The 25,309-nt window shown below is 32.9% G+C and carries 26 protein-coding genes; all 26 read left to right on the top strand.

Going from position 1 to position 25,309, the window contains the following annotated elements:
• On the top strand, nt 1–636 hold a 636-nt coding region (locus BN38_RS07470), incomplete at its 5' end, for a reverse transcriptase domain-containing protein (RefSeq protein WP_268257892.1).
• 39 nt (nt 637–675) lie between these two features.
• Nucleotides 676–849: a hypothetical protein gene (locus tag BN38_RS11390; protein WP_230197741.1), complete on the top strand. Its 174-nt coding sequence runs from the start codon at nt 676–678 to the stop codon at nt 847–849.
• A gap of 164 nt (nt 850–1,013) precedes the next feature.
• Nucleotides 1,014–1,694 (top strand): response regulator transcription factor, encoded by a 681-nt coding sequence (locus tag BN38_RS07465; protein WP_044566340.1) that lies wholly within the window; start codon nt 1,014–1,016, stop codon nt 1,692–1,694.
• An 8-nt stretch (nt 1,695–1,702) separates the two neighbouring features.
• Nucleotides 1,703–2,743: a sensor histidine kinase gene (locus BN38_RS07460; RefSeq protein ID WP_230197740.1), complete on the top strand. Its 1,041-nt coding sequence runs from the start codon at nt 1,703–1,705 to the stop codon at nt 2,741–2,743.
• Between the two features lie 70 nt (nt 2,744–2,813).
• Nucleotides 2,814–3,509 (top strand): ABC transporter ATP-binding protein, encoded by a 696-nt coding sequence (locus BN38_RS07455; RefSeq protein WP_044566339.1) that lies wholly within the window; start codon nt 2,814–2,816, stop codon nt 3,507–3,509.
• Nucleotides 3,493–5,304, top strand: a complete 1,812-nt coding sequence (locus tag BN38_RS07450; protein ID WP_044566338.1) for an ABC transporter permease — start codon at nt 3,493–3,495, stop codon at nt 5,302–5,304. Before BN38_RS07455 ends, BN38_RS07450 begins: the two co-directional genes overlap by 17 nt.
• 528 nt (nt 5,305–5,832) lie before the next feature.
• Nucleotides 5,833–6,453, top strand: a complete 621-nt coding sequence (locus BN38_RS07445; protein WP_044566337.1) for a HEAT repeat domain-containing protein — start codon at nt 5,833–5,835, stop codon at nt 6,451–6,453.
• 843 nt (nt 6,454–7,296) lie between these two features.
• Entirely contained in the window at nt 7,297–7,911 is a 615-nt protein-coding gene (locus tag BN38_RS07440; RefSeq protein WP_044566336.1) for a TetR/AcrR family transcriptional regulator, read from the top strand.
• A gap of 110 nt (nt 7,912–8,021) precedes the next feature.
• Nucleotides 8,022–9,788, top strand: coding sequence for an ABC transporter ATP-binding protein (locus BN38_RS07435; protein ID WP_044566334.1), 1,767 nt, complete (start codon nt 8,022–8,024; stop codon nt 9,786–9,788).
• Complete coding sequence (locus tag BN38_RS07430; protein WP_044566333.1) at nt 9,788–11,509, top strand: ABC transporter ATP-binding protein; 1,722 nt, start codon at nt 9,788–9,790, stop codon at nt 11,507–11,509. Before BN38_RS07435 ends, BN38_RS07430 begins: the two co-directional genes overlap by 1 nt.
• Before the next feature lie 30 nt (nt 11,510–11,539).
• Nucleotides 11,540–12,130: an MptD family putative ECF transporter S component gene (locus tag BN38_RS07425; RefSeq protein ID WP_044566331.1), complete on the top strand. Its 591-nt coding sequence runs from the start codon at nt 11,540–11,542 to the stop codon at nt 12,128–12,130.
• Nucleotides 12,130–12,858 carry an energy-coupling factor transporter transmembrane component T gene (locus tag BN38_RS07420; RefSeq protein ID WP_044566330.1) on the top strand — a complete coding sequence of 243 codons (729 nt, stop codon included), beginning with the start codon at nt 12,130–12,132 and terminating at the stop codon, nt 12,856–12,858. Before BN38_RS07425 ends, BN38_RS07420 begins: the two co-directional genes overlap by 1 nt.
• Nucleotides 12,855–14,237: an ABC transporter ATP-binding protein gene (locus tag BN38_RS07415; RefSeq protein WP_044566329.1), complete on the top strand. Its 1,383-nt coding sequence runs from the start codon at nt 12,855–12,857 to the stop codon at nt 14,235–14,237. The genes BN38_RS07420 and BN38_RS07415 overlap by 4 nt, the downstream gene beginning before the upstream one ends.
• A gap of 296 nt (nt 14,238–14,533) precedes the next feature.
• Nucleotides 14,534–15,880 (top strand): phosphoglucosamine mutase, encoded by a 1,347-nt coding sequence (glmM, locus tag BN38_RS07410; protein WP_044566327.1) that lies wholly within the window; start codon nt 14,534–14,536, stop codon nt 15,878–15,880.
• Entirely contained in the window at nt 15,881–16,210 is a 330-nt protein-coding gene (locus BN38_RS07405) for a hypothetical protein (RefSeq protein ID WP_044566326.1), read from the top strand.
• 63 nt (nt 16,211–16,273) lie between these two features.
• On the top strand, nt 16,274–16,423 hold the full coding sequence (rpmG, locus tag BN38_RS07400) for a 50S ribosomal protein L33 (protein WP_044566325.1): 150 nt from the start codon (nt 16,274–16,276) through the stop codon (nt 16,421–16,423).
• 9 nt (nt 16,424–16,432) lie between these two features.
• The gene (gene secE, locus BN38_RS07395; RefSeq protein WP_044566324.1) at nt 16,433–16,621 is read left to right on the top strand and encodes a preprotein translocase subunit SecE; all 189 of its coding nucleotides are present in this window, start codon (nt 16,433–16,435) and stop codon (nt 16,619–16,621) included.
• A 7-nt stretch (nt 16,622–16,628) separates the two neighbouring features.
• Nucleotides 16,629–17,213 (top strand): transcription termination/antitermination protein NusG, encoded by a 585-nt coding sequence (gene nusG, locus BN38_RS07390; RefSeq protein ID WP_044566323.1) that lies wholly within the window; start codon nt 16,629–16,631, stop codon nt 17,211–17,213.
• Between the two features lie 58 nt (nt 17,214–17,271).
• Nucleotides 17,272–17,700: a 50S ribosomal protein L11 gene (gene rplK, locus BN38_RS07385; RefSeq protein ID WP_044566321.1), complete on the top strand. Its 429-nt coding sequence runs from the start codon at nt 17,272–17,274 to the stop codon at nt 17,698–17,700.
• A 38-nt stretch (nt 17,701–17,738) separates the two neighbouring features.
• Entirely contained in the window at nt 17,739–18,449 is a 711-nt protein-coding gene (gene rplA, locus BN38_RS07380; RefSeq protein WP_044566320.1) for a 50S ribosomal protein L1, read from the top strand.
• Nucleotides 18,450–18,660: 211 nt separating this feature from the next.
• Complete coding sequence (gene rplJ, locus BN38_RS07375; RefSeq protein ID WP_044566319.1) at nt 18,661–19,233, top strand: 50S ribosomal protein L10; 573 nt, start codon at nt 18,661–18,663, stop codon at nt 19,231–19,233.
• A 30-nt stretch (nt 19,234–19,263) separates the two neighbouring features.
• Complete coding sequence (gene rplL, locus BN38_RS07370) at nt 19,264–19,647, top strand: 50S ribosomal protein L7/L12 (protein WP_044566318.1); 384 nt, start codon at nt 19,264–19,266, stop codon at nt 19,645–19,647.
• 115 nt (nt 19,648–19,762) lie between these two features.
• Nucleotides 19,763–20,206 carry a Fur family transcriptional regulator gene (locus BN38_RS07365; protein ID WP_044566317.1) on the top strand — a complete coding sequence of 148 codons (444 nt, stop codon included), beginning with the start codon at nt 19,763–19,765 and terminating at the stop codon, nt 20,204–20,206.
• Nucleotides 20,207–20,294: 88 nt separating this feature from the next.
• Entirely contained in the window at nt 20,295–20,990 is a 696-nt protein-coding gene (locus BN38_RS10770; protein WP_049944468.1) for a hypothetical protein, read from the top strand.
• Nucleotides 20,991–21,007: 17 nt separating this feature from the next.
• Entirely contained in the window at nt 21,008–21,709 is a 702-nt protein-coding gene (locus BN38_RS07355; protein WP_044566316.1) for an ABC transporter ATP-binding protein, read from the top strand.
• Between the two features lie 2 nt (nt 21,710–21,711).
• Nucleotides 21,712–25,182, top strand: a complete 3,471-nt coding sequence (locus BN38_RS07350; protein ID WP_044566315.1) for an FtsX-like permease family protein — start codon at nt 21,712–21,714, stop codon at nt 25,180–25,182.
• Nucleotides 25,183–25,309 lie beyond the last annotated feature (127 nt).

Below are 25,309 nucleotides of genomic sequence, written 5' to 3'. Positions count from 1 at the left end.
TTCGACAAAGTGCCACAAGATAAACTAATGAGCATAGTTCATGAGCATATCAAAGCACCAGACACAGAATCACTAATCAGAAAATACCTAAAAGCAGGAATAATGAACAAAGGCATATACGAAAAAAGTGAAATAGGAACTCCACAAGGAGGAAACCTATCACCATTACTAAGCAACATCATGTTAGACAAACTAGACAAAGAGCTAGAAGCAAGAAAACTTAGATTCACCAGATATGCAGACGATTGCCTAATATTTGTAGGAAGCAAAGCAGCAGCCACAAGAGTAATGCACTCCATAACAAGATTCATAGAAAAGAAACTTGGACTAAAAGTAAATGCAGAAAAAAGCAAAATAACAAGACCAAGTGGAATAAAATATATAGGATTTGGCTACTGGAAAGACAACAGAACAAATCAATGGAAAGCACGAGTCCATGAAACATCATTTAAAAGATTCAAAAATAAAATAAAGAAACTAACCACAAGAAAACGGTCAGTATCCTTAGAATACAGAATCAAAAAGATAAATGAAGTAACAAGAGGCTGGATAAACTACTTTAAAATAGCAAGCATGAAAAGCAAACTAAAAAGTTTCAGCGAGCACTTAAGAACCAGACTTAGAATAATCTGTTGAAAAATGTGGAAAGTAGCAAAGAAAAGGCAATGGGCGTTAATGAAAATGGGAATAGTAAAAGACCTAGCAAGACTAACAGCCTATTGTGGAGATAGGTGCTATTTTGTAGCAACAAAAACCTGCCTAGTAAGAGCAATCACAAAAGAAAGATTAAGTAAAACAGGCTTAATTGACCCTTACGATTACTATATAAGCAGGGCATGTGTAAATTAAATTGAACCGCCGTATGCCGAACGGCACGTACGGTGGTGTGAAAGGGGCTAGATCTTAGCTCCTATTCGATTTATAATGGTAATGGTGTTAAACTAAATTGAGTGTATTTTTGTACTTATAATGTATAATCTAGCATAGATTTAATAATTTTTAGGAGATTTTATATGAACAAGATATTACTATTAGAAGATGACAAGAGCCTTATTTATGGGTTGTCATTTTCTTTTAAAAAGCAAGGGTTTGACGCTGATATAGCTAGAACTATAAGCGAAGCTTTAGATTTATGGACAAAAAACAAATATGAATTATTAATTTTAGATGTATCTCTTCCTGATGGATCAGGGTTTGAATTTTGCAGAAAAGTCAGAGAAAACTCTGATGTACCTATTATTTTTCTAACAGCCTCTGATGAAGAAATAAGTGTAATTATGGGTCTGGATATTGGTGGAGATGATTATATAACTAAGCCATTTAGATTAAGTATTTTAATCTCAAGAATAAATGCACTTCTTAGGAGAACAGAAAAATATAATAGTCAAAATATCGAATCAAATGGCATCAAAATTCATTTATTAGAAGGTATAGCTTATAAAAATGGTCATGCTTTAGATCTTACGAGTGGTGAATATAAGTTACTTTGTTTATTTATGGAAAATCCTAATATTGTCCTAACTAAAGATCAGATTTTAGAGAAATTATGGGATATTAATGATAATTATATAGACAATAATTCTATAACTGTATATATTCGTAGACTTAGAGTGAAAATTGAAGATAATCCTAGTCATCCTAAAATGATACAAACTATTAGAGGCCTGGGATATAAGTGGAACGTTTCTTGTTGAGGTAAATAATGATGTCAGTATTTTCAGATGAAAACAATAAAAAATATTTCAAAAATATCTTTACAGTTAATATCTTATTCGCCTTATCAATTCAAATATTTACTTGGAAAGAATTCAAAACTATTTCTACTCCTTCAATTTTTATAAGTCTTATTTTTATTTTTTTGACACCTGGTATATTTTATCTTTATTTAAAACGCCAAGAAGAAATTATAGAAAATGCTGAAGCACAAATCAATATGTATCTTGAAGGCAATAGTAATATTCAGATTGATTCTGACAAAGAAGGAACAATTTATAGGTTATTTAATTCCATAAATCAGATGCTTTTAATATTAAATGCCCGAGCCAAGAATGAAACTAAAGAGAAAAAATTTCTAAAAGACACTATATCTGATATATCTCATCAACTAAAGACACCATTAGCAGCTTTAAACATATATAATGAACTTATTTTTAATGAAGTTGATAAAGATTATCCCATTAAAGATTTATGTGAAGCGTCAGACCATGAGCTTAATCGAATGAATACATTAATACAAAACCTTTTGAAGTTAGCTAAGTTTGATGCAGATGTGATTGTTCTTGAAAAATTGAATGAAAATGTGTATGCAATGATTAAAGATGTAGAACTCCACTTTACATACCGTGCAAAAAGTGAAAAAAAACATCTACAAGTTTCTGGGGATGAGAAAACTAAACTTTTTTGCGATAGAGATTGGCTATTGGAAGCAATAAATAATATTGTCAAAAACGCTTTTGACCATACTAAAAGTGCTGATGTAATTAAAATTGAATGGGAGCAATTCTCGTCGATTTTACAGATAAAAATTACTGATAATGGCTTTGGTATACATGAGGATGATCTTTATCATATTTTCAAACGTTTCTATAGAAGTAGACATTTAACTGATTCACAAGGTATAGGCTTAGGACTACCCTTAGCAAAGTCTATCATCGAAGGACATGGTGGCACAATAGAAGTTTTAAGTGAATTAGGCCATGGCACCACATTTTTATTAAATTTTAGAAATCCTACAAAATTGTAGGCTTTTAGTAATCTAATTGTAGGAATGAAGCGTTATTCTTTTTATAAATAAAATAAGATTGAGGTGTTTTATGAGTTTATTAGAAGTTAAATCTGTTTCTAAAACATATGGAAAAGGTAACAATGTAGTGCATGCTTTAAAAGATATTAATTTTTCTGTAGATAAAGGAGAATATATAGCTATAGTAGGAGAATCAGGTTCTGGAAAAAGTACCCTCCTAAATATAATAGGTGCGCTAGATACACCTACTGATGGTAAGGTTATTATTAATAATAAAGAATTATTTTCAATGAAAGATAGCGAGCTTACGGTATTTCGACGCAGAAATATAGGTTTTATTTTTCAGGGATTTAATTTGATTCCAGAATTAACTGTGGAAGAAAACATAATCTTTCCAGTTTTATTGGATTACAAGAAACCAGATAGAAAATATCTTGAAGAACTATTAAATATATTAGGACTACAAGAGAGAAAAAATCACTTGCCAAGTGAACTTTCTGGTGGTCAGCAACAGAGGGTTGCTATAGGTAGAGCGCTTATAACAAGGCCTTCTCTAATTCTAGCAGATGAACCAACGGGAAACCTAGATTCTAAAAATAGTTCAGAGGTTATCAGTTTACTCAAAGAATCTTCACAGAAATATGAGCAAACTATAATTATGATTACACATAGCCGTTCGATAGCTCAAGCAGCAGATAGAGTTTTAAGAGTTTCAGATGGAATACTAGTTGATCATGGAAGTGCTACAAATGAAAAGTTATCTTAGTTTAATTCCAATATCAGCTAAAGTTCGTAAAAAACAGAATCATTTAACTATAATGTGCATAGCTATTTCAGTATTTTTGGTAACAGCAATTTTTAGTATGGCTGAAATTGGATTACGCATGGAAATTGATAGATTGAAATTAAAGCATACTGGTTTTAATTTCAATGATGTGTTAAAGAGTAACTTAGGACAGACCTTAATCCCCATAGCGATAATATTATTAATACTAATACTTGTAGCTGGCGCTTTAATGATTTCTGGAAGTATTAATAATAGTATTGCTCAAAGAACGAAGTTTTTTGGGATGATGCGCTCTCTTGGGATGAGCAAAGGTCAGATTAAAAAGCTTGTAAGGTTAGAGTCACTAAATTGGTGTAAATCAGCTATTCCTATTGGTACGTTAATAGGTGTTGTTTCAACTTGGATTCTTTGTGGTGGGCTAAGATATATAGTTGGGGAAGAATTTTCTAATATACCTATTTTTACAATAAGTGTAACTGGTATTCTAGCAGGTATTCTGGTAGGACTTGCAAGTGTTTTAATTACCGCACAAAAACCTGCGAAAGAAGCCTCTAAGATTTCTCCAATTGCGGCTCTTTCTGGAAATACAAAGTCTAATATAGGAAATAAACATTTAGCGAATAATCGATTTTTTCATATTGAAAAATCACTAGGAATAAATCATGCTATAGAAAATAAAAAGAATTTATTTCTAATGTTAGCTTCCTTTGCATTAAGTATTATCTTGTTTCTAACATTTATAGTTTTCGGACAATTTGTAAATTATATAATGCCACAATCTTCTGCCAGAGCAGATATAGAGATTACAAGTAAGGATATTTCAAATAATATTGATCCAAACTTGCTGAATAAATTAGAAGAAGTAGATGGCGTAAAAAATGTATATGGTAGAAGAAGCGCTTTTGATGTAAATGCAATTTTAGAATCTGAATCTAACCTTAGAGAAAAAATAGATATTATCTCATATGATGATTTTGATTTAAAAAGTTTAAAAAAAGATAAAGCCCTAAAGAGAAAAAGTGATTTATCGAAAGTATTTGGCAATAGCCATTATGTTTTAGCTACTTGGGATAGAGATAGCGATAAGAAAATTGGGGATAAAATAAAAATTAAGGGAGAAGATTTTGAAATAGCTGGATTATTGAAATACGATCCATTTACTAGCGATGGTGAAACTGGAGGTAAAACTACAATAATAACTTCAAATGAAACATTCAAAAAGATAACAAATGAAAATGGATATAACTTAGTCATGTTACAGACCGATGAGAATTTTTCAAATGAAAGTATAAATGAAGTTCAAAAGATTATGGGGAACAAGAATACAATAAATGATCGTAGAGAACAAAAGACAACAGGAACATATATGGCATTTATGTTTTTTGTATATGGTTTCATAGCGATTATCGGTCTTGTAAGTCTTCTAAATAGTATCAACAGCATATCCATTAGTGTATCTTCAAAAATAAAGCAATATGGAATGATGCGTGCAGTTGGTATGGATAAGTTTCAAATTAAGAGAATGATTAAAGTAGAATCAGCAACCTATGGTTTATTTGGTTGTTTTATAGGGATAATAGTTGGTGTTTTACTGAATAAAATAATATTTACAAAATTGATAGAAAATCACTTTTCATATGCTATTTGGCAGTTTCCAATTTTGCCAGTAATGATTTCGATAGGATTTATATTGATTTCAGTAATTATTTCAACTTATAAACCTATTAAAAGAATTAATAAGATGTCCATAACTGACAATATAAATGAATTGTAAATTATTCTTTATTATAGCTATGTTTGCAGGTCATCTTAGTAGTATTATAACTAGTTTAATTAGAGGATTTAAACAGCTCTTTTGTAGGGCTGCTTTTTCTTAGCGGTAAAATGATATAATAATTATAAGATGTTTCTTGATTAACATATTCCCACATACGGGGCTTTTGAAAAATTTCAAAAATTATCCATACTGACCACTCAAGCCATGTGAAGAGTGTAATATTTATTACGAAAATATAGAGGTATAAAAAAGCAACCAGTGAAGAATTCAAAGAGTATGATCCTGGAAAACATGGACTAAAGGTTACAAATCTTCTTACTAACAGATCTGCAGGAAAAATAAAAGAGGACAAGGAAAAATCTACAGAAAAGATAGATGGGGTTATCGCTACAATCATGGCTCTTGAAAGGGCAATAAGATGTGGAAATGATACAAGTGAATCTGTGTACGATGATAGAGGGTTAATAGTATTTTAATGAGGGTATAATATCAACAACTAATACTTGTTTTTTGAGGTGAGTTAATTTGAATGAATATATATCTAGTTTAGAAGAAGAATTTTCTTTGATAGAACATGGATTCAAAGAGGAAGAAAAGAGAGCTCTAGAAGATTATAAGTCTAACGATAATCAATACATTAAAAAATTAGCATTGTTAGCGTATAAATCTAATGTATATCAAGTGAGAATGTACGGCGTATTTTTATTAGGTCACCTATCAGATGACGATGAAATCTTAAAATTTATGAGAGATGAAGTTTCCAAAGATGACAATTGGAGAGTTCAGGAAGTATTGGCAAAGGCATTTGATGAATTTTGCAAGAAAAGAGGATATGAAAAAGCACTCCCAATAATTGATGAATGGTTAGAAAATGATAATCCAAATACGAGGAGAGCAGTAACAGAAGGATTAAGGATATGGACAAGTAGGCCATATTTCAAAGACAATCCGAATGAAGCTATAGAAAGATTAGTCAATTTAAAAGAAGATTCGAGTGAATATGTAAGAAAATCGGTTGGGAATGCTTTAAGAGATATCAGTAAAAAATTCCCTGAGTTAATTAAGAATGAATTGGTTAGCTGGAACTTACAAAGTAAAGAAATTAATCAAGTGTACAAGCTAGCAAGTAAGTTTATTGACTTATAAATTGTAAGTGAAAAAACTTTATTTTTTGGCTCTATGTCAAATAGTGTTGGTAAATAATAATTAACCAAATACTTTTCCATGGATAGGAATTACTGTTCATGGAATTTTTTGGGGTATGACGGGCATGTTCTAATGCTGGGGTGAAAATCCCTACAGAGCGTAGTTACCGACGAATCTAATAGCGACCCCGAAGTTTTAGATGGCGACATCTAGGAGAGAAGAACGGGTAGCGAAATCGTGGCTAGACGAACAGGAACAGGATATAAGGCGTAACAGGTGGGCAAGCTAGGCAAAGATAGCAAAAACCCAAAAGGTAACCGTAAACCCAAAGCGTAAATTCTGCAAGTAAACGATGAAAGTATTAGAACTAACCCCGTGAGTTCTCATAGACGACACAGTAGTAACAACGAACTATGAGAAGTCAGCAGAATCCATAGTAGCAAGGAAGTTTCTGTAAAGGAAATGGAGCAAAGGGAGGAACAATATTCATTGTAATATTTGAAAAGGATGCACTATGACTTGATGGAAAACAAGGAATGACGTATTCATTCCTCAAGGTTCTGATACAAAAAGAATAAAGTTAAATAGTTTCATCAGAAATAAATAATATGATACAAGAAAATATTGAACCGCCGTATGCCGAATGGCACGTACGGTGGTTTGAGAGGGGCTATTTATTTAGCTCTACTCGATCATCTGTATTAGAATATGGTCATAATTAAAATTTGAATTTATCACGATTAGACTTATGCTTGATTTTTTTAAGGTGGACTCTTGACAATAGTAAAAGAAAATGATAATCTATATCAGTAGAACGAGTGTCGGTCAATAGGTGGTGAGGTTTTGACAAATAGAAATGCAAAAGATCCAGAAGAAAGAAAACGGGAGCTTATAAATATAGCATCCAGACTTTTTGAAAAGTATGGTTATGAAAAAGTTTCGGTACGAGATATACTTGCAGAAGTTAATGGAGCACCGGGAATGTTTTATTACTATTTTAAATCAAAAGAAGATATATTCTTGGCATGCATGGAAACATATTTTGATGAAAAATTAAAAAATAAGTTAGATATACTTCAAAACAAGGAAATAGATTATGAAGAAAGAATAAAAATCTTAAGAGAACTTATAGTAAAAGATATAGGTCAATTTACGAAAAAATATAATTTTTCTCTCAATAATTCAATAACAGATAATTCGTATAGGCTTTGGGAGTTAACTCACTATATTGGAAAATTTATAGATGTCTATTCTGAATTTATTATTGAAGGAATCGAAGATAAAAAAATAGAAAACAATATGGGAATAGATAGAGAAAATGTAAAAAGTTTTGCAGCTTTTATTTTATATGGGGCTGTTGGAACAATATATACTGACTCAATCAATAAAGGAGAAAATAAAACAAACTCAAATGGAGCCTTTGAAGTGATTAGCGAACTTTTTCCAAGACTTCATTAGATAAAAATAAAATATAAGTATTTTACAAGGGAAACATTAAGTATGTTTTCCTTGTATTAGTTTTAGGGCAAATGAACGAACTCGTTCTGAGAAAAGGAGGAATATTATAGATGAAAAAAAAGAAATCTATTGGAGATATTATTTCCTATAGTGAAGTAAAAAAAGGAAGACTTATCAGTGGAATAATATTTGTTAGTTTGGGAATGTTATTAAGTATATGCCCAATCTTAGTAATATATAAGGTTATTAAATCTCTATTTTTATATGGAACATTAGATAAAAACACAATAAACCTTTGTATTTATGGACTTGTAGCTGTAATTTTAGCTTACCTTTTAACCTACGTTGGCAGCATCTTATGTCATAAATTTTCATATATTTTAATAGCAAATTTAAAGAAAAAAATATTGAATCACGTTGGAAAGTTACCATTAGGATTTTTCACTGGAGATAATAAGTCTAAAATAAGGCAAGTGTTAGGTTCGGATATGAATCAAATTGAAGGATATTTTTCTCACCAATTACCAAATCTTATTTCGACTTTAACAATAATTTTAGCGATGATTGTTGTCATGTTTAAGATGAATTTGTTGTTAGGATTTATAACATTGTTAGTTTTACTTATAGGACTTGGAATTCAAATTGCGATTATGGCAAAGATTATAAAGTCAGGCGGACTTGCTGAAAATTTTAAGATTCTTGATAACATTAATTCTGCAACTACTGAATATGTAAAGGGTATGCCAGAAGTTAAAATATTTAGTTCTGGTGTTAGGTCATTTAAAACTTTTTCAAAATCCGTAAATGATTATAAAAACTTTACAAGTTCTATGACTTCAATGATAAGACCGGGTTTTGTGTCTTTTAGAGTGTTCATACTTTCAGTAGCAACATTTATAGTACCTGTTGGGATAAGCTTATTATCAAAAAATTATAGCTTAGATTTTTTAACTACTTTTGTTTTCTTTTTAATAATTGCCCCAGCTATGAGTGTACCTATTTTGAAACTTAGAGATTTTGCAGAAGGAATGAATTTGTTAAATGAAGTTGTGGCTAGAATATATGAGCTTATAGATGAAAAAGAAATGTTAAGCGGAAGTAACGATAAAGATATATTAGACTACAATCTTGAATTTAAAGATGTAAGCTTTGCTTATGGAGAAGAAGAGGTTTTAAAGAATATTAGTTTTTGTGCAAAACAAGGAGAAGTTACTGCATTAGTAGGATATTCAGGAGCAGGAAAATCAACAATAGGGACTTTAATACCAAGATTTTACGACCCATTAGAAGGTTCTATTGAAATTGGCGGAGTAAATATAAAAAGTATTTCAATAAAAGATTTAATGGACAATATTTCTTTTGTTTTTCAAGATAGTGATCTTGTTACAGACACAGTTTTTAATAATATTGCTATGGCGAAGAAAGGAGCCACCAAAGAAGAGGTTATAAGAGCAGCCCAAAAAGCAAGATGTCATGATTTTATTAAACAGCTTCCTCATGGATATGAAACTCGTTTAGGAAAGGAAACTTATTTATCTGGAGGAGAGAAGCAACGTATTGCTGTGGCAAGAGCAATCTTAAAGGATTCACCTATATTGGTTTTAGATGAAGCTACAAGTTTTGCAGATTCTGAAAATGAATATCTTATGCAGGAAGCTTTATCGGAACTAGTCAAAGATAAGACAGTTATTATGATCGCCCATAGGTTAAATACGATAGAGAAAGCAAATCAAATTTTAGTAATATCTGATGGAAAACTTGTAGAAAGAGGAAAACATGAAGATTTAATCTGTGTAGATGGGATATACAAGAGGCTTTATGATATCTATAAAAAAACAAATATTTGGCAAATGGATATAGAAGGGAGTGAGAGATAATGATAAAAAATATTACCTTAGGAAAGGCAAATAATATAAGAAAATCTATTGTTCTAAACATTTTAGCATCTATTTCTAACCTTATACCATTTATTGCACTAGCTAAAATTGTAGAAGCATTATTTCTAAGTAGAAATACAGGAAAAATAGACACGAATCTTTTATGGAAATATTTTGTGATAATGGCAGTATTTTTCTTTGTAACAATTTTCTTTGAGAATTTAGCTACAAAATACACCTACGAACTTGGATATAAAGTGGCAGCAGATGGAAGAATAGAATTAGCAGATCATATAAGAAAACTGCCTATAGGTTATCTTTCAGGCAAAAGCTCAACGGAGATTTTAGATACTCTTATGAATGACTTTTTTAAAATAGAAACAGCAGTGACTCATCAATTGCCACAGTTTTTTAGTGGTATATGTGTAGCTATTGTTTGCTCAATTTTATTTTTGATAATTGATGTAAAAATGGGAATAGCAACTTTTATTGGTTTACCAATTTCTATTTTACTGTTAAGACTTATGCAAAATTTTCAGAAAAAAATCTATTTAAGAACAAAAAAGATAAAAATAAAAGAAGATGAGGATATAAATGAATATTTAGATACGATAAAAACACTTAAAGCTTACAATAGCTTAGAAGAAACATTAACTAAACTTGAAAGAGATATTGAAGATTCTAAAGATGCAAATATTAAGAATGAGAAAGGTGTAGGCTCGTTAACTACTATAGCAAGTATGATTTTAAGAATAGGGCTTCCTTTGATGAGCTTAGTAGGTTCTTATTTATTTTTAAATGGAAACTTAGAAATTGACACATTTTTAATTTTCTTATTTGTAGGTACAAGAATTTTTGATCCTTTAGAGCTTGCACTTGTAAATTATAATGGGTTACAAATAGCATCAGTGTCAGGAGAAAATATCCTAAGATTGTTAAATGCAGAGCCTATGAAAGGTGAAGAAGACTTAAAAGTAAGCAATAACATTGAAATTCGAGATCTTTCATTTTCTTATAAAGAGTCTAAAGTTCTTGATGATGTCACATTGGATATCAACGAGAATGAATTAACAGCTTTTGTAGGATATTCTGGCTCAGGAAAATCTACACTAGTTAAGCTGATATCAAGGTTTTACGATCCTGATGAAGGAACAATAAAAATTGGAGGAATAGATTTAGCTAAAGCAGATCCTTACAAATTAATGGATAAATTTTCTGTAGTATTTCAAGATGTATATCTTTTCAAAGATACTATTTATAACAATATTAAATTTGGAAATGAAGATGCTAGTAAAGATGAAATCATAAATGCAGCAAAAATGGCAGGAGCATATGACTTTATAATAAAAAAGGAAAATGGATTTGATACTATGATTGGTCAAGGAGGAGCAACCTTATCTGGAGGTGAGAAACAAAGAATATCCATAGCAAGAGCGATCTTAAAGGATGCTCCAATAATATTACTCGATGAAGCGACATCTTCGCTTGATCCCGAGAATGAACTTATCATACAAGAAGCAATTTCAAATTTAATTAAAAATAAAACAGTGATAGTTGTAGCTCATAAGCTAAGAAGTGTTATGGGTGCAGATAAAATAGTTGTTTTAAATAAGGGAAAAGTAGAAGAAGTGGGAAAACACGAAGAACTAATTAAAAATAACGGTCTGTATAAAGACTTATGGAATTATCAAGAGAAGTCAAAAGAATGGAAGATTGTATAGTAACAATCAATTTTAAAGGAGGAAAAGAAAATGAAAACACAAAAGAAATCATCAAAAAATGCAATTACAGCAGGTGTTTTAATAGCACTTTATTTTGTAACTTATTTAGTTATAGGAGCAATATCTATGCCTGTTCCTGTATTATTTTTACTAATGCCTATGCTTGTAGCACTACTTGCTGCGCCAACCTATCATATGCTTCTTGCAAAAACAAAATCAGGTACGGCAATTGTAATTGCAGCTACTCTTCCAAGTATATTGTTGGTTGCAACAGGACATATCCCAATTGCTCCTTTAGTTGCAATACCAGCTGGAATAATAGCTATGCTTATAGCAAAAGGTGGAGATTATACTAATTTTAAGAAAAACACAATTAGTCATATGTTTTTTTCTCTAAACTTATTTGGTGGGTTCTTACCAATTTGGATTATGAGAGAAGCATTTTTTGAAAGTGTAATAAAAGGTGGCTTAGATCAAAGCTTTTGTAATACTGTAAGGGCTTGGACACCAATATGGATGTTACCAGTTATGATTATTGGAACATTTATATTTTCTTTGTTAGGTTCTTACTTTACAAAGAAAATACTAAATAAAAAGCTTAAATCCGCAGGAGTATTATGATGGATGATGCAAAGTTTGTTCTGGGGTCAAAATATGACCTCAGGACAAAACTTATTTTGCTTATAGTTGCGAATGTTTTAATTTTTTTAGGATTTGCTTTAATCTATCAAAGTCTTATAACATCATTTTTTCTTGCAATTATTATTAGCGATGGCTATAAAAAATCAGCCTTACGATATATTCTGTTTTTTGTGATAAGTGTAATTTTAGAGAAATCATTAGTACATTTGAACATAAATTTTCTCATAAACCTACTTTTATTTATTTTTGCAATTGGAAGGAAGTTTTTACCTTGTATTATTGTTGGAAAATGGATCTTAAATTCTACGTCTGCCTCTCTTGCAGTAGCGACTTTGCAAAAATTAAAATTTTCAAAAGACTCTCTTATAATGATTTCTGTATTATTTAGATGTTTTCCTACAATTAGGGATGAGTGGAGTCACATTAATATGGCAATGAAAACTAGAGGAATCAATTTTAATTTAAAGAACTTATTAGAAAAACCTACTCTGATTATGGAGTATTTTTTTGTCCCTCTTTTTGTAAGTGTTATAGAAATGGGTGATGAGTTATCTCAGTCGGCTATTGTAAGAGGACTTGATGCGCCTGTTCAAAAAACAAGTAGATATCTAATTAAGTTTAGAAAAAATGATATTGGTGTTTTAACTCTTATGATTTTGATTTTATCAACAGTAATATTTATGAAAGTTTTAGGGTGGGATTTATGATTGAAATTCGAGAATTAAGCTTTAAATATAAGGGTGGAGCTAATTATTCATTAAAAGATATAAACTTAAAAATAAATAAAGGAGAGTGTATTCTTCTGTGTGGTAAGAGTGGATGTGGAAAATCTACCCTATTAAAGCTTATTAACGGAATCATTCCTGAATTTTATGATGGGGATATTTGTGGAAGTGTCAGAGTAAATGGCATTAATACCTTTACAACTGAAATACATGAATTATCTAAATTTGTAGGTTCAGTTTTTCAAAACCCTAAAACTCAGTTTTATACAACTAATACTACAGATGAGATCGCTTTTGGCTTAGAAAATTATGGTATAGATACTGAAGCAATTAATAAAAGAATTATAGAAGTTGAAAAAGACCTTCGCCTTGAAAGACTAATGAATAAAAATATATTCAACCTTTCAGGAGGCGAGAAGCAAAAGATTGCCATTGCAAGTACTTACGCTTTAAGTCCTGAAATATTTGTACTTGATGAGCCGTCTTCAAGTTTAGATATCAAATCAATGAAAGAGCTATCACAGACAATTGAAAATCTTAAAGCTATGGGAAAAACTATAATTATTGCAGAACATAGATTGTGGTATTTAAAAGACATAGTAGATAGAGCAATCTATATGGAAGATGGCAAAATTATTAGAGAATACAATATGGAAGAAATTGAAAAGTTAAGTGAAGATGAACGTTTGAAAACGGGACTTAGGCACTGTTCTTGTAAAGATATAAACCTAGTTAATAATGAGGAGAGTTTCAATGAGGAATCCTCATTAGAAATGAGAAACTTGATTTTTAAAAGAAATGCTAGAACAATTTTATCCATTGATAATATTAAATTTTCTTATGGAAATATAATTGGAATTGTTGGGGAAAATGGGATTGGTAAATCTACATTTGCAAAAATTGTATGTGGACTATACAAAACAAACAGAGGAGAGATTTTAAAGGCCGATAAGCGATTTAATAGAAGAAATAGGATAAAAGAAAGTTTGCTAGTTATGCAAGAAGTAAACTATCAACTATTTACTGACACTGTGTTTGATGAAATATTATTAACATCGAAAATTAGAGATAAAAATATCATAAACACTTACTTAAAAGATATGGAACTTGAAAATATTATTGATAGAAATCCACACACTTTATCTGGAGGACAAAAACAAAGAGTGATTATTTTATCTGCCTTGCTATCTGGTAAGAAGATTTTATTTTTTGATGAACCAACCAGTGGATTAGATTATAGAAATATGAAAATAGTCGCTAAGAATATAAAAAAAGTAAAGAAAAAAGATAGACTAATTTTAATAATATCACATGATATTGAGTTTTTAGAATTAGTTTGTGATAGTATTGTAGAGTTTTAAGGGAACCGATATGCTATGAATGCATAGGTTCTCTTTTTATTTTTATTCAAAAGAATGATTTAGCTTTTATATGGAATAAAAAATGATAACAAGAGTTGATAAAAGAGATCTGTAGTATGGTAAAATAATTATGAAAGAATTAAACAATATACAATAATAGAGCTAATCGTTATATTGTATAGATGATGTGTTTCCAAGAACGAGAAATTTGTAAGTTATTAATACTGTACTCTCAAGCCAGCTTAAGTGTATAATACTAATGAAATAAATTTGACTTTTAAATTATTGGAGGAAATATGAAATATTTTGGAACTGATGGATTTAGGGGAGAGGCAAATAAGGATTTGAACGTCTACCATGCTTTTAAAATCGGAAGATTTTTGGGAGACTACTTCAACAAAGACAAGGGTTTTGCCGGCAAGATTGTTATAGGTAAGGACACTAGACGTTCTTCTTATATGTTTGAAGATGCACTTGCTGCTGGTATAACCTCATCTGGATCCAATGCCCACCTGCTCCACGTTACAACAACTCCTTCTGTATCATATATAGTAAGAAGTGAAGATTTTGATTGTGGTGTAATGATTACTGCAAGCCACAATCCATACCAAGACAATGGTATCAAGATAATAAATTCCAAGGGTGAAAAAATGGAAGATGAATTCTTGGAAGAATTAGAGGCATACATAGATGCTGACATCGAAGATATACCACTAGCCCAAGGAGATAAGATAGGTAGGACAGTAGACTTCATAGGTGGCCGTAATAGATATATAGCCTTTCTAATTCAAACTGTAGATAAGTCCTTTGAAGGTATCAAAGTTGGCTTGGATTGTGCCAACGGAGCAAGCTTTACAATTGCAAAACCTGTATATGATGCACTTGGTGCTGATACTTATGTAATAAACGACAGACCAAATGGCATTAATATAAATGTAGATGCTGGATCAACTCACATAGAATATATGCAAAAATTTGTTAGAGAAAATAAGCTTGACATAGGCTTTGCCTTTGATGGCGATGCCGATAGGTGTATAGCCGTTGACTCTGATGGAAATGTGATCGATGGCGATGCTATCCTTTATATATGTGGTAAACACTTAAAAGATGAAGGAAAACTAGAAAGTAACACCATAGCAACTACTATTATGTCAAATATCGGTCTTTATAAGGCTTTGGATAATATAGGCATAGACTATGTAAAAACAAAAGTAGGGGACAAATACGTTCACCTAGCTATGGACGAACAAGGATTAGAATTAGGTGGAGAACAATCAGGACACATAATATTTTCCAAATACGCCAACACAGGTGATGGAATACTAACATCACTTAGAATCATGGAAGCTATGATTGACCAAAAAACTGACCTAAAATCCCTAACAAGAGACCTTACAATCTACCCACAAGTTTTAGTAAATGTAAGAGTTAAAGATAAAGAAGAAAGTTTATCAAGCGAAAAACTCAATGCAAAAATCGATGAGATTACAAAAGAACTTGGAGATTCTGGTAGGGTTTTGGTAAGGGCATCTGGTACAGAGCCACTAATTAGAGTCATGGTTGAAGCAAGCAGCGATGAGCTTGCAGAAACTTATGCAAATCAAATAAAAGATGAAATGGTTAATCTTGGATTGGCCTTATAAATGCGAGATTATAAAACTGGACGAGAAATAAATCCCAAAGAGTGTGTCCTTGTTAGCCATGGCAGGGTCTATACTAAGGAAAGCTTTATAAGCTTTGATACCAGCAAACTAGAAGATTACCCACCAGAAGTCTACTATGATAGGGAGGATAATTTTCTCGGCAAGATGTATGACGAGGGTGTATTTATCCTGCCTGACATAGAAGATATTATAATAGAATATATGGACCAAACTTATTCAAACCACGATATGGAAGACATAAGAGAATTTCTTCTTAAGAAAAGAATCGAATTTTACCAAAAATTAGAAGAAAATAGTGTTGACAAATAGTCGATTACAAGGTATTATATTCACTTGTAGGAAATATCCGTATAAAATATAGGAGGTGTTTGAATGGCAGATAAAGTAAAGTTAGCATGTACTGAATGCAAAAACAGAAACTACGATACCACAAAAAACAAAAAGACTAATCAAGAAAGATTAGAACTTAGAAAATATTGTCCTTTCTGTAAAAAACATACAGTTCACAAAGAAACAAAATAGGAGCAAGAAATGGCTAAGGCTAATAAAAACGAAGGATTTTTCGCATCTACTAAAAAGGAAAGAAAAAAAATCCAATGGCCAAGTAAGGAAATTACTTTTCAATACACAGGCCTAGTACTATTAATCAGTGCTATCACTGGTGTAGTTATTTACTTACTAGACAAGTTATTTGCTTTCCTATTAGGATTTATTATTTAGGTGACATATGTCAGATAAAAATGAATCTTTAGAAGAAAATACAGTAGAAGATACTGTAGAAACAGAAGAATCTAACGATAAGGCAAAATGGTATGTAGTCCATACCTATACCGGCTATGAAAACAGGGTTTGCGATAAGATTAGATCAATGATCGAAAACGAACAAAACCCAGACATAGTCGATGTAACAGTGCCAACAGAAGAATACGTAGAGATTAAAAACGATCAGAAAAAAGTAAAAACTAGAAAATTATTCCCAGGCTATGTAATGGTAAAGATGAATATCACCAACAAAAGCTGGTATATCATTAGAAACACCCAAGGAGTTACAGGCTTTGTAGGTCCAGATAGGAAACCAGTTCCACTAACGCCACAAGAAGTAAGAAAGTTTGGTGTCAAAGAAGAGAAGGTAGTCCTAGACATAGACGTAAATGTGGGAGACGATGTAAATATCATTGCAGGTCCATTCAAGGACTTTGTAGGAAGAGTTATAGAGATTGACAAGGAGAAACAAACTATCAAAGCCTTTGTAGATATCTTTGGTAGGGATACATCAATCGATCTTGAATATTCAGATATTGAAACAATCTAGTAATTAACTGTCAACAGTGGGAGGGTAATCCCCCGATACGACCACAAGGAGGTAAAATATGGCAGATAAAGAAGTACAAGCAGTAGTAAAATTACAAGTACCAGCAGGAGCAGCATCTCCAGCACCACCAGTAGGTACAGCACTAGGTCCTCACGGAATTAACATCATGGACTTCGTGCAAGCATTTAATTCACAAACAGCCGACCAAGCTGGAATGATAATACCGGTAGAACTAACAGTATTTACGGATAGAAGCTTTAAGTTCATCACAAAAACACCACCAGCACCAGTATTAATCAAAAAAGCTATCAACCTTAACAAGGGATCTGGTGAACCAAACAAAAACAAAGTTGGTAAAATCACACGTGCACAACTAGAAGAAATTGCAAACACAAAAATGCAAGATCTTAACGCAGCAAGCCTAGACGCTGCAGTTAGCATGATAGCTGGAACAGCAAGAAGTATGGGAGTCACAGTAGAAGACTAGTGGGAGAGGTAACTCGCTAACCACTAAGGAGGAATTAAATGGCAAAAAGAGGAAAAAAATATCTAGAATCAAAAAAAGCTTATGATTCTACAAAAGAATACGAATTAGAAGAAGCACTAAAAATTGTTGAACAATCAGCAAAAGCTAAATTTGACGAGACAGTAGAACTTCACTTAAAACTTGGTGTAGATAGCAGACACGCTGACCAACAAGTACGTGGTACAATCATTCTTCCACACGGAACAGGTAAAACACAAAAAATCCTTGCTTTCGTAAAAGAAGATAGAATTGACGAAGCAATCGAAGCTGGTGCAGACTACGCAGGTGGAGCAGAACTAGCAGAAAAAATCCAAAAAGAAAACTGGTTAGACTTTGACGTTGTAATAGCAACACCAGATATGATGGCTACAGTTGGTAGAGTTGCAAGAATCCTTGGACCACAAGGCCTAATGCCAAACCCAAAAACTGGAACAGTAACAATGGATGTAAAACAAGCTATCGAAGAAGTAAAAGCTGGTAAGGTAGAATACAGAACAGACAAAGCAAACCTAATCCACGTTCCAACAGGAAAAGTTTCATTTGGTAATGAAAAATTAGCTGAAAACATTCGTGCACTACTTACTGCAGTTGTAAAAGACAAACCAGCAGCAGCTAAGGGTAGATACATCAGATCAGTAACAGTTACATCAACAATGGGACCTGGTGTAAAACTATCTCCACAAAGAGTAATGGATCTAGTAGAAAGATAATAAAAATATTTGCAAAATTTAAAAACTGTGATATAATATCATAGTCAAATAAACAGGCTACCAAAGACTACGCAGACCCTAGGGTTTAATAATTGCGTATAGGTGGGAAGAGAAAAACTTACATCCCCACCGATGTAAGCATGGTAAGCCATGCTTAGCTTTGTTGGGGATTTTTATATTTACCACAAGTTAGCCTTTAGGAGGTGAAAAAGTGAGCGAAAAAGCTATAGCAGCTAAACAAGTAGTTGTAAATGAAATCAAAGAAAAGATTGAAAACGCAAAATCAACAACTCTTGTAAGTTTTGATAGAATGGACGTACAAGAGATCACTGACCTACGTAGCAAATTTAGAGAAGGTAACTCAGAATACAAAGTTTACAAAAACACAATGATGAGATTTGCTTTCGAAGAACTTGGTTATGGAGATTTAGTAAGCGAACTTAAGGGCTCAAACGCTCTTATATTCTCAAATGAAGATTCTGTAACAGGACCAAAAGTTGCTGTTGACTACAGAAAAGAAGGCGACGAACAAAAAGAAAAGCTACTAATCAAAGCAGGTCTACTAGATGGAACTATCCAAACTGGCGAACAAATGATTGCAATTGCATCATTACCAAACAAAGAAGTTCTATACTCAATGCTTGCAAATGTATTACAAGCACCAATTCAACATCTTGCTGGCGATCTTAATAACACAATCGGCAAAATTGCTCTTGCACTTGATGCAGTACGTGTTAAAAAAGAAGAAGCAGGAGAAGTAGCAGAAGAAACAACAGAAGCATAAAATAATAAAACAATTAAGGAGAATTTAAAAATGGCAAGTGAAAAAGTAACACAAATATTAGAAGATATCAAAACTCTTACAGTACTTGAACTAAGCGACCTAGTACACGCAATCGAAGAAGAATTTGACGTAACAGCTCAAGCAGCAGTAGTAGCAGCAGCTCCAGCAGCAGCAGGCGCAGGTGAAGCAGCAGCAGCTGAAAAAACAGAATTTGACGTTGTATTAAAATCAGCTGGACAAGCTAAAATCAACGTAATAAAAGTTGTTAAAGATGCAGCTGGACTTGGACTAAAAGAAGCTAAAGCTCTAGTTGATGGCGCTCCAGCACCAGTAGCTGAAAAAGTTTCTAAAGACGAAGCTGAAGCACTAAAAGCTAAACTAGAAGAAGCTGGCGCAGAAGTAGAAATTGCTTAATTAACTTTAACATTGAAAAGCTCTCATTGAGGGCTTTTTTAATTTGTAATTTTATATATCTTGTAATATAATAATAGCATTGTATAATAATATACTAGGTTAAAGGGGGGATTGGATGGAAGAGAAGATACAAAACTTAGAATACTTAGAGCCAGCAGAAAGACTAGAAGCAGAAAAACAGTTATTGCAAGATAATGGTATAAGAGTTTCTCACCAGCGACTTTTAATCCTTGATTATCTATCAAAAAATCACAAACACCCTTCAGCTGAAACAATATTCACTGATTTAAAAAAGATAGATCCTGTCATATCTCAAGCGACAGTTTATAATACGCTAAAGATTTTTACAGCAAAAAGCATAGTAAAAGAACTAGACTTCAACTTAACAAGTAAGAGATATGAATTTGCCAAAGATCGTCACAGCCACTTTATATGCGAAAAATGCGGCAAAATTATCGATTTGAAAGATAATAATGACTACAAGATAGAAGAACTTTCTGACTATGAAATAGAAAGTGTAGATATTACATATAGGGGTCTGTGCCCTGATTGCAAATAGCCTTCCAATAGTATATATTGGGAGGTTTTTTATATTATTCGGGAATAATTACTCTTTTTACCTATATAAGAGTAAAAGGAGAATTACTATGATTGCTAAGAAAATACAAAAAAATGAGAATTTTACTATAGTTGATAACGATTACTTGAGAGATGAAAATCTATCCTTCAAGGCCAAAGGGATTTTGACCTATTTTTTGTCCTTACCTGGTGACTGGGTCATTTATTTTGATGAAATTATCACCCATTCTAAGGACGGGATCAGGTCTTTTAGGTCTGGTATTGATGAGCTTATAAAAGAAGGTTACATTAGACGCTATCCAATTCGTGAAAATGGGATCATAGTTCGTTGGGAAACAGAAGTATACGAAAAGAAATATGGTCTAGATGATCAAAATGTTAAAGTAGATAAAGAAAATCAAGCAAATGTTAATCTTGATAATGACAAGCTAATAAGTACTAATAGACAAATGACTTATGGTACAAAGTACTTAGAGAATTTAAAATATTTGTACCTCTTCCAAGATGCTTGGAATGACTTAGGACCTATGGTAGTTAAAATTGATGACATTCTAAAAGATTTTAAATTGACCTATGATCTTAGGATGCTAATACTAGATTATTCTGAGAAAGAAGTGGTAGAAACCATAAAGTCTATGAAGACTAGTCCATATGCAAGGCGTTTTCAAGTAGACTTTGCTTGGTTTCTTCGAAGAGAAAACTTTGAAAAGCTTTATAAAGCTAAAATAAATGCTAATAATAGGTATAATCATCATAATAAGTAAAAAATAGAAAGGCTATTATGGCATACATTGAATTAAACAATCTAACAAAAGAATACAAGTCTGGTGATTCGACCATACTTGCTAATGACAATATATCCTTTGACCTTGAAAAAGGCAGACTTTTAGTAATAGTTGGCGCTTCTGGTGCTGGTAAGACGACTTTATTAAATATCCTTGGTGGCATGGAAAAGGCAAGTTCTGGAGAAGTTTTGATAGATGGCAAAAACCTAGCAGAACTTTCTGATATGGACCTTACAACATATAGGAGAAATGACGTAGGATTTGTCTTCCAACACTATAATCTAGTGCCAAATCTTACAGCTCTTGAAAATGTGGAACTATCTTCAGAAATTGCCGAAGACCCCCTAGATGCAAATCTTGTGCTAGAGGAAGTTGGCCTAGGACAAAGGTCAGAAAACTTCCCTTCCCAATTATCTGGAGGTGAGCAACAAAGAGTTGCCATAGCAAGAGCCCTTGCCAAAAATCCAAAGCTATTGCTATGTGATGAACCTACAGGAGCCCTTGACTATGAAACTGGCAAAAATATCCTAAAACTTCTCCAAGATGCATCTAGATCTATGGGAGCAACAGTTATAATCATAACCCACAACTCCCTCATAAAACCTATGGCAGATGATGTCATAGAGCTTCGTGATGGAAAAATAGTGGAAAATTATGTAAATGACAATCCAAAGCCAATTGATGAAATCGAGTGGTAATTATGAATAAGACTTACTTTAAAAATATCATCAAAGATATTAAAAACACCAAGGGCAAGGTGGCATCCATTGCTATAATGGTAGGACTTGCCGCTCTAGTGGTGGTTGCACTTACCCTAACTGGGCCATCCATGAGAAATACTTTGGATAAGTCCTTAGAGACTTACAATCATGCTGATATGATAGTGACCTCTACATATGGCCTAGACTACGAAGATGAGCTTATTTTAAAAAGAGATCCAGATATTGAAAAGATGACAAAGGTCAAAACAGCCGACCTTATGGAGGGGGAGAGTTTAATAAGGCTTAAATCCTACAATAAAGATATTAAAAAGTCTCTTGTTGTAGAAGGGCGTATGCCAGAAAAACCTGGTGAGATTGCCCTTGATATTGGCCTTGGCAATAATAGAAAAATAGGTGATGAACTTAGCTTTTCCTACATAGAAAATGCTAGGGTTGATGAAGAAGTGATGAAAAGTCTGACCTACAAGGTCGTAGGTTTTTTCAAATCTTCTGATTATTTTATGGAAGATATGAGAGAGATATCTTTTACTGCCAAAAAGGAAATTGATGGTTACGCTTTTGTCATGGAAGATGACTTTGATACGGACAAATTTGGCGAGATTAATATATCCTACAAAAAAACTAAGGACATGGATAGGACAAGCGATGAATACTTAGCCTATGTGGACAAAAAGCAGGAAGAAATCGAAGATGCCTTTGCCAATCGTCCTGGAGAAGTTTTAGCTGATATAAGAAGTGACAGCAAAAAAGACCTAGATGATGCCCAAAAAGAGATAGACGATGCCAAAGGCCAAATCTCAGATGCAGAAAAGAAATTGCAAGATGGTCGCAAAGACCTAGACCAGGCAAATATCGACTACCAAAAAGGCAAGGAAGATTTTGCCAAGAAAATTTCCGACGCTGAGAAAAAACTAGAAGATTCAAAAGCTGAGCTCATTAATGGACAAAACGAACTTGAATCTGGCAAGCTAACTTACCAAAATAACCTTAAGAATTTTAAGGATAAAATTAGCGCAGCAAAAGCTGAGCTTAAGGCTAATGAAGAAAAATTAGTAAGTGGACAAGCAGAAATCGACCAAGGCAAAAAGGACCTTGAAGGGGGATACAAAAAGCTAGATGAGGAATTTGCAGGTCCTAGAAATGAACTTGCAAAGGCTTTAGAAAAACTTCAAGCGACTAAGGCAGAACTGGATGCCAAGAAAGCAGAAATCGAACTCTTGGAATCTTCAATTGAAAATCCAGAAGTTAATGAAAATGTGCCAGATGAAAATCAAGAAACCCCTAAGCCTAGCCCAGAAAAAATTGCGGCTATGAAGGCCCAACTAGAGCAAGGCTACCAAGAATATGAAAAGGGTCTAGCAGACTATGAAGCTAACAAAAATGAAATAGAAAATCGCTATAATAGCGAAAAATCAAAGATAGACTCTGCTAAAGCTGAATTAGATGCCAAGCAAAAGGAAATTGACCAAGGTTTTGGAAAACTTACAGCAGGTAAGGAAGAGCTTACTAACAACAGAATTTCTGGCCAAAGAGCCCTAGATTCTGCCAAAGCACAAATAGATCAAAACCAAGCTAAGATTGACAAGGGTTGGACTGACTATAAGGCTGGCCTAAACAAGCTTGCCGTTGAGAGAGCCAAGGGCCAGAAAGAATTGGAAGATGCCTACCAGGAAATCTTAGACGGGGAAGAAGAGTATAAGACAAATCTTTCTAAGTTTGAAAATGAGAAAAAGGACGCCCAAAAGGGCATAGCTGATGGTAAAGATCAAATATCTGATGCCAAAGACACATTGGCAAGACTAGTCGACCCAGAATATGATATCCAAACTATCAGAGATAACGAGGGGATCAATACCTACTATCAAAACTCCCTAAATATGGACGAGCTTACCAAGGTTTTCCCGACATTTTTCTACCTGGTTGCCATGCTTGTAACCCTTACAACCATGAAGCGTTTTATAGATGAGCAAAGAACAATTAATGGGACCTTGAAGGCCCTAGGATATTCAAATAAGCAAATCAGCCAAAGATTCTATCTATATGGGATAATCCCAACATTTATTGGCTCAATTATTGGCGCAATCATTGGAAGATTTGTAGTAGCAGAAGTTATTATAAAGGCTTATTCCTCAGGATTTGGAAACCTAGGCATAGACTATGTCAATCCATTGCCTTACATGGTCTTTGCGGTGATTCTATCGTCGCTATTAGTTGCCATTACAGTCTTTTTATCATCAAAAGAAACTTTAAAGGAAACTCCGGCTGCATTATTACTTCCAAAGTCACCAGATCCAGGCAAGAAAATACTTTTAGAAAAAATCAAACCAATCTGGCAACGTCTATCATTTTTACAAAAGATAACATCCAGGAACCTCTTTAGGTATAAGTCAAGAATGTTTATGACCCTATTTGGAGTAGGTGGCTGTACAGCCCTTACCTTCTTTGGCTTTGCTATGATTGATTCAATCAAAGATACCATAAACCTCCAAAAGGATATGATTAGCCACTATGATGTGATAGCTGTGGTAGATGAAAAGGCCAAAGATTCTGACATAGATAGCTTTAATAAGAAGATTAAGCCATATAAGTCCCATCCTATCAGAATGGAAGATGTAAAGCTAAAGGGCGATGATAAGACTCGTGAAGCCTCCTTAGTTGTGGCAGATTCGACTGATGACTTTGATTCATTTATAAGTCTATATGACCTAAAGAGAAATCCTATAAAGCTAGAGGGTGAAGAAGCTGTTATGACTGAAAAAATTGCCAAAGCCCTTAAGCTTGCCCCTGGCGATACCATAAAGCTTTCCTACAAGGACAAGACCTATGATTTCACTATAAGTAATATAGCAGAAAATTACACTGGTAACTATATCTACATGGATAAGGATAAATTTGAAGCCATAACAGGAGGTAAACTTACAACAAACGCCTCCTATCTCATAGGAGATGCTGACCAGATTATAGAAGATATAGAAGATGAATCAGCAGTAAACGCCATCATCAATTCGACTGTAATCTACGCATCAATTGATGTGCTCATGGCAAATCTTAACCTAGTTATAGGGGTCATAACCCTAATTTCTGTAATGCTTGCCCTGGTTGTTCTTTACAATTTGATAAATATAAATGTAAGCGAGCGTAAGAGGGAACTTGCAACCATCAAGGTCCTAGGATTTTATCCAAAAGAAGTGACCTCCTACATCTTTAGAGAAATATTTATCCTAACCATACTAGGAATAATTCTTGGTTATTTCCTTGGAATTGCAATGTTTAGATATATAATAGATGTCGTTGCCCCAAGAGATATACTCCTAGCCTATAGAGTCCATTTGACGCCTTTCTTATATAGTGGACTTATCACCATAGCAATTTCCATAGTCTTACTATTGATAGTTCATAATAAGTTAAAGAAGATAGATATGGCTGAAGCGATGAGTAGCGGAGAATAAATAGGGTATCTAATTTTATAGTAGAAAAAAACTTAAGTAATACTGAATATATTCTTAACATGAGTTTTTTCACCTAATATAAGACAAGGTCTTTGGCCTTGTTTTTGTATGGGAATAGTTTAGTATA

The sequence above is a fragment of the Anaerococcus provencensis genome, from assembly GCF_000312365.2.
Taxonomy (GTDB): Bacteria; Bacillota; Clostridia; order Tissierellales; family Peptoniphilaceae; genus Anaerococcus; species Anaerococcus provencensis.
This window is presented reverse-complemented; position numbering and strand designations above follow the sequence as displayed.

Bases quoted from the DNA above. Each gene is read 5' to 3' on its own strand.
- BN38_RS11390 (WP_230197741.1), top strand. From the start codon at position 676: ATGAAAATGGGAATAGTAAAAGACCTAGCAAGACTAACAGCCTATTGT.
- BN38_RS07465 (WP_044566340.1), top strand. From the start codon at position 1,014: ATGAACAAGATATTACTATTAGAAGATGACAAGAGCCTTATTTATGGG.
- BN38_RS07460 (WP_230197740.1), top strand. From the start codon at position 1,703: ATGATGTCAGTATTTTCAGATGAAAACAATAAAAAATATTTCAAAAAT.
- BN38_RS07455 (WP_044566339.1), top strand. From the start codon at position 2,814: ATGAGTTTATTAGAAGTTAAATCTGTTTCTAAAACATATGGAAAAGGT.
- BN38_RS07450 (WP_044566338.1), top strand. From the start codon at position 3,493: ATGAAAAGTTATCTTAGTTTAATTCCAATATCAGCTAAAGTTCGTAAA.
- BN38_RS07435 (WP_044566334.1), top strand. From the start codon at position 8,022: ATGAAAAAAAAGAAATCTATTGGAGATATTATTTCCTATAGTGAAGTA.
- BN38_RS07430 (WP_044566333.1), top strand. From the start codon at position 9,788: ATGATAAAAAATATTACCTTAGGAAAGGCAAATAATATAAGAAAATCT.
- BN38_RS07425 (WP_044566331.1), top strand. From the start codon at position 11,540: ATGAAAACACAAAAGAAATCATCAAAAAATGCAATTACAGCAGGTGTT.
- BN38_RS07420 (WP_044566330.1), top strand. From the start codon at position 12,130: ATGGATGATGCAAAGTTTGTTCTGGGGTCAAAATATGACCTCAGGACA.
- BN38_RS07415 (WP_044566329.1), top strand. From the start codon at position 12,855: ATGATTGAAATTCGAGAATTAAGCTTTAAATATAAGGGTGGAGCTAAT.
- glmM (WP_044566327.1), top strand. From the start codon at position 14,534: ATGAAATATTTTGGAACTGATGGATTTAGGGGAGAGGCAAATAAGGAT.
- BN38_RS07405 (WP_044566326.1), top strand. From the start codon at position 15,881: ATGCGAGATTATAAAACTGGACGAGAAATAAATCCCAAAGAGTGTGTC.
- rpmG (WP_044566325.1), top strand. From the start codon at position 16,274: ATGGCAGATAAAGTAAAGTTAGCATGTACTGAATGCAAAAACAGAAAC.
- secE (WP_044566324.1), top strand. From the start codon at position 16,433: ATGGCTAAGGCTAATAAAAACGAAGGATTTTTCGCATCTACTAAAAAG.
- nusG (WP_044566323.1), top strand. From the start codon at position 16,629: ATGTCAGATAAAAATGAATCTTTAGAAGAAAATACAGTAGAAGATACT.
- rplK (WP_044566321.1), top strand. From the start codon at position 17,272: ATGGCAGATAAAGAAGTACAAGCAGTAGTAAAATTACAAGTACCAGCA.
- rplA (WP_044566320.1), top strand. From the start codon at position 17,739: ATGGCAAAAAGAGGAAAAAAATATCTAGAATCAAAAAAAGCTTATGAT.
- rplL (WP_044566318.1), top strand. From the start codon at position 19,264: ATGGCAAGTGAAAAAGTAACACAAATATTAGAAGATATCAAAACTCTT.
- BN38_RS07365 (WP_044566317.1), top strand. From the start codon at position 19,763: ATGGAAGAGAAGATACAAAACTTAGAATACTTAGAGCCAGCAGAAAGA.
- BN38_RS10770 (WP_049944468.1), top strand. From the start codon at position 20,295: ATGATTGCTAAGAAAATACAAAAAAATGAGAATTTTACTATAGTTGAT.
- BN38_RS07355 (WP_044566316.1), top strand. From the start codon at position 21,008: ATGGCATACATTGAATTAAACAATCTAACAAAAGAATACAAGTCTGGT.
- BN38_RS07350 (WP_044566315.1), top strand. From the start codon at position 21,712: ATGAATAAGACTTACTTTAAAAATATCATCAAAGATATTAAAAACACC.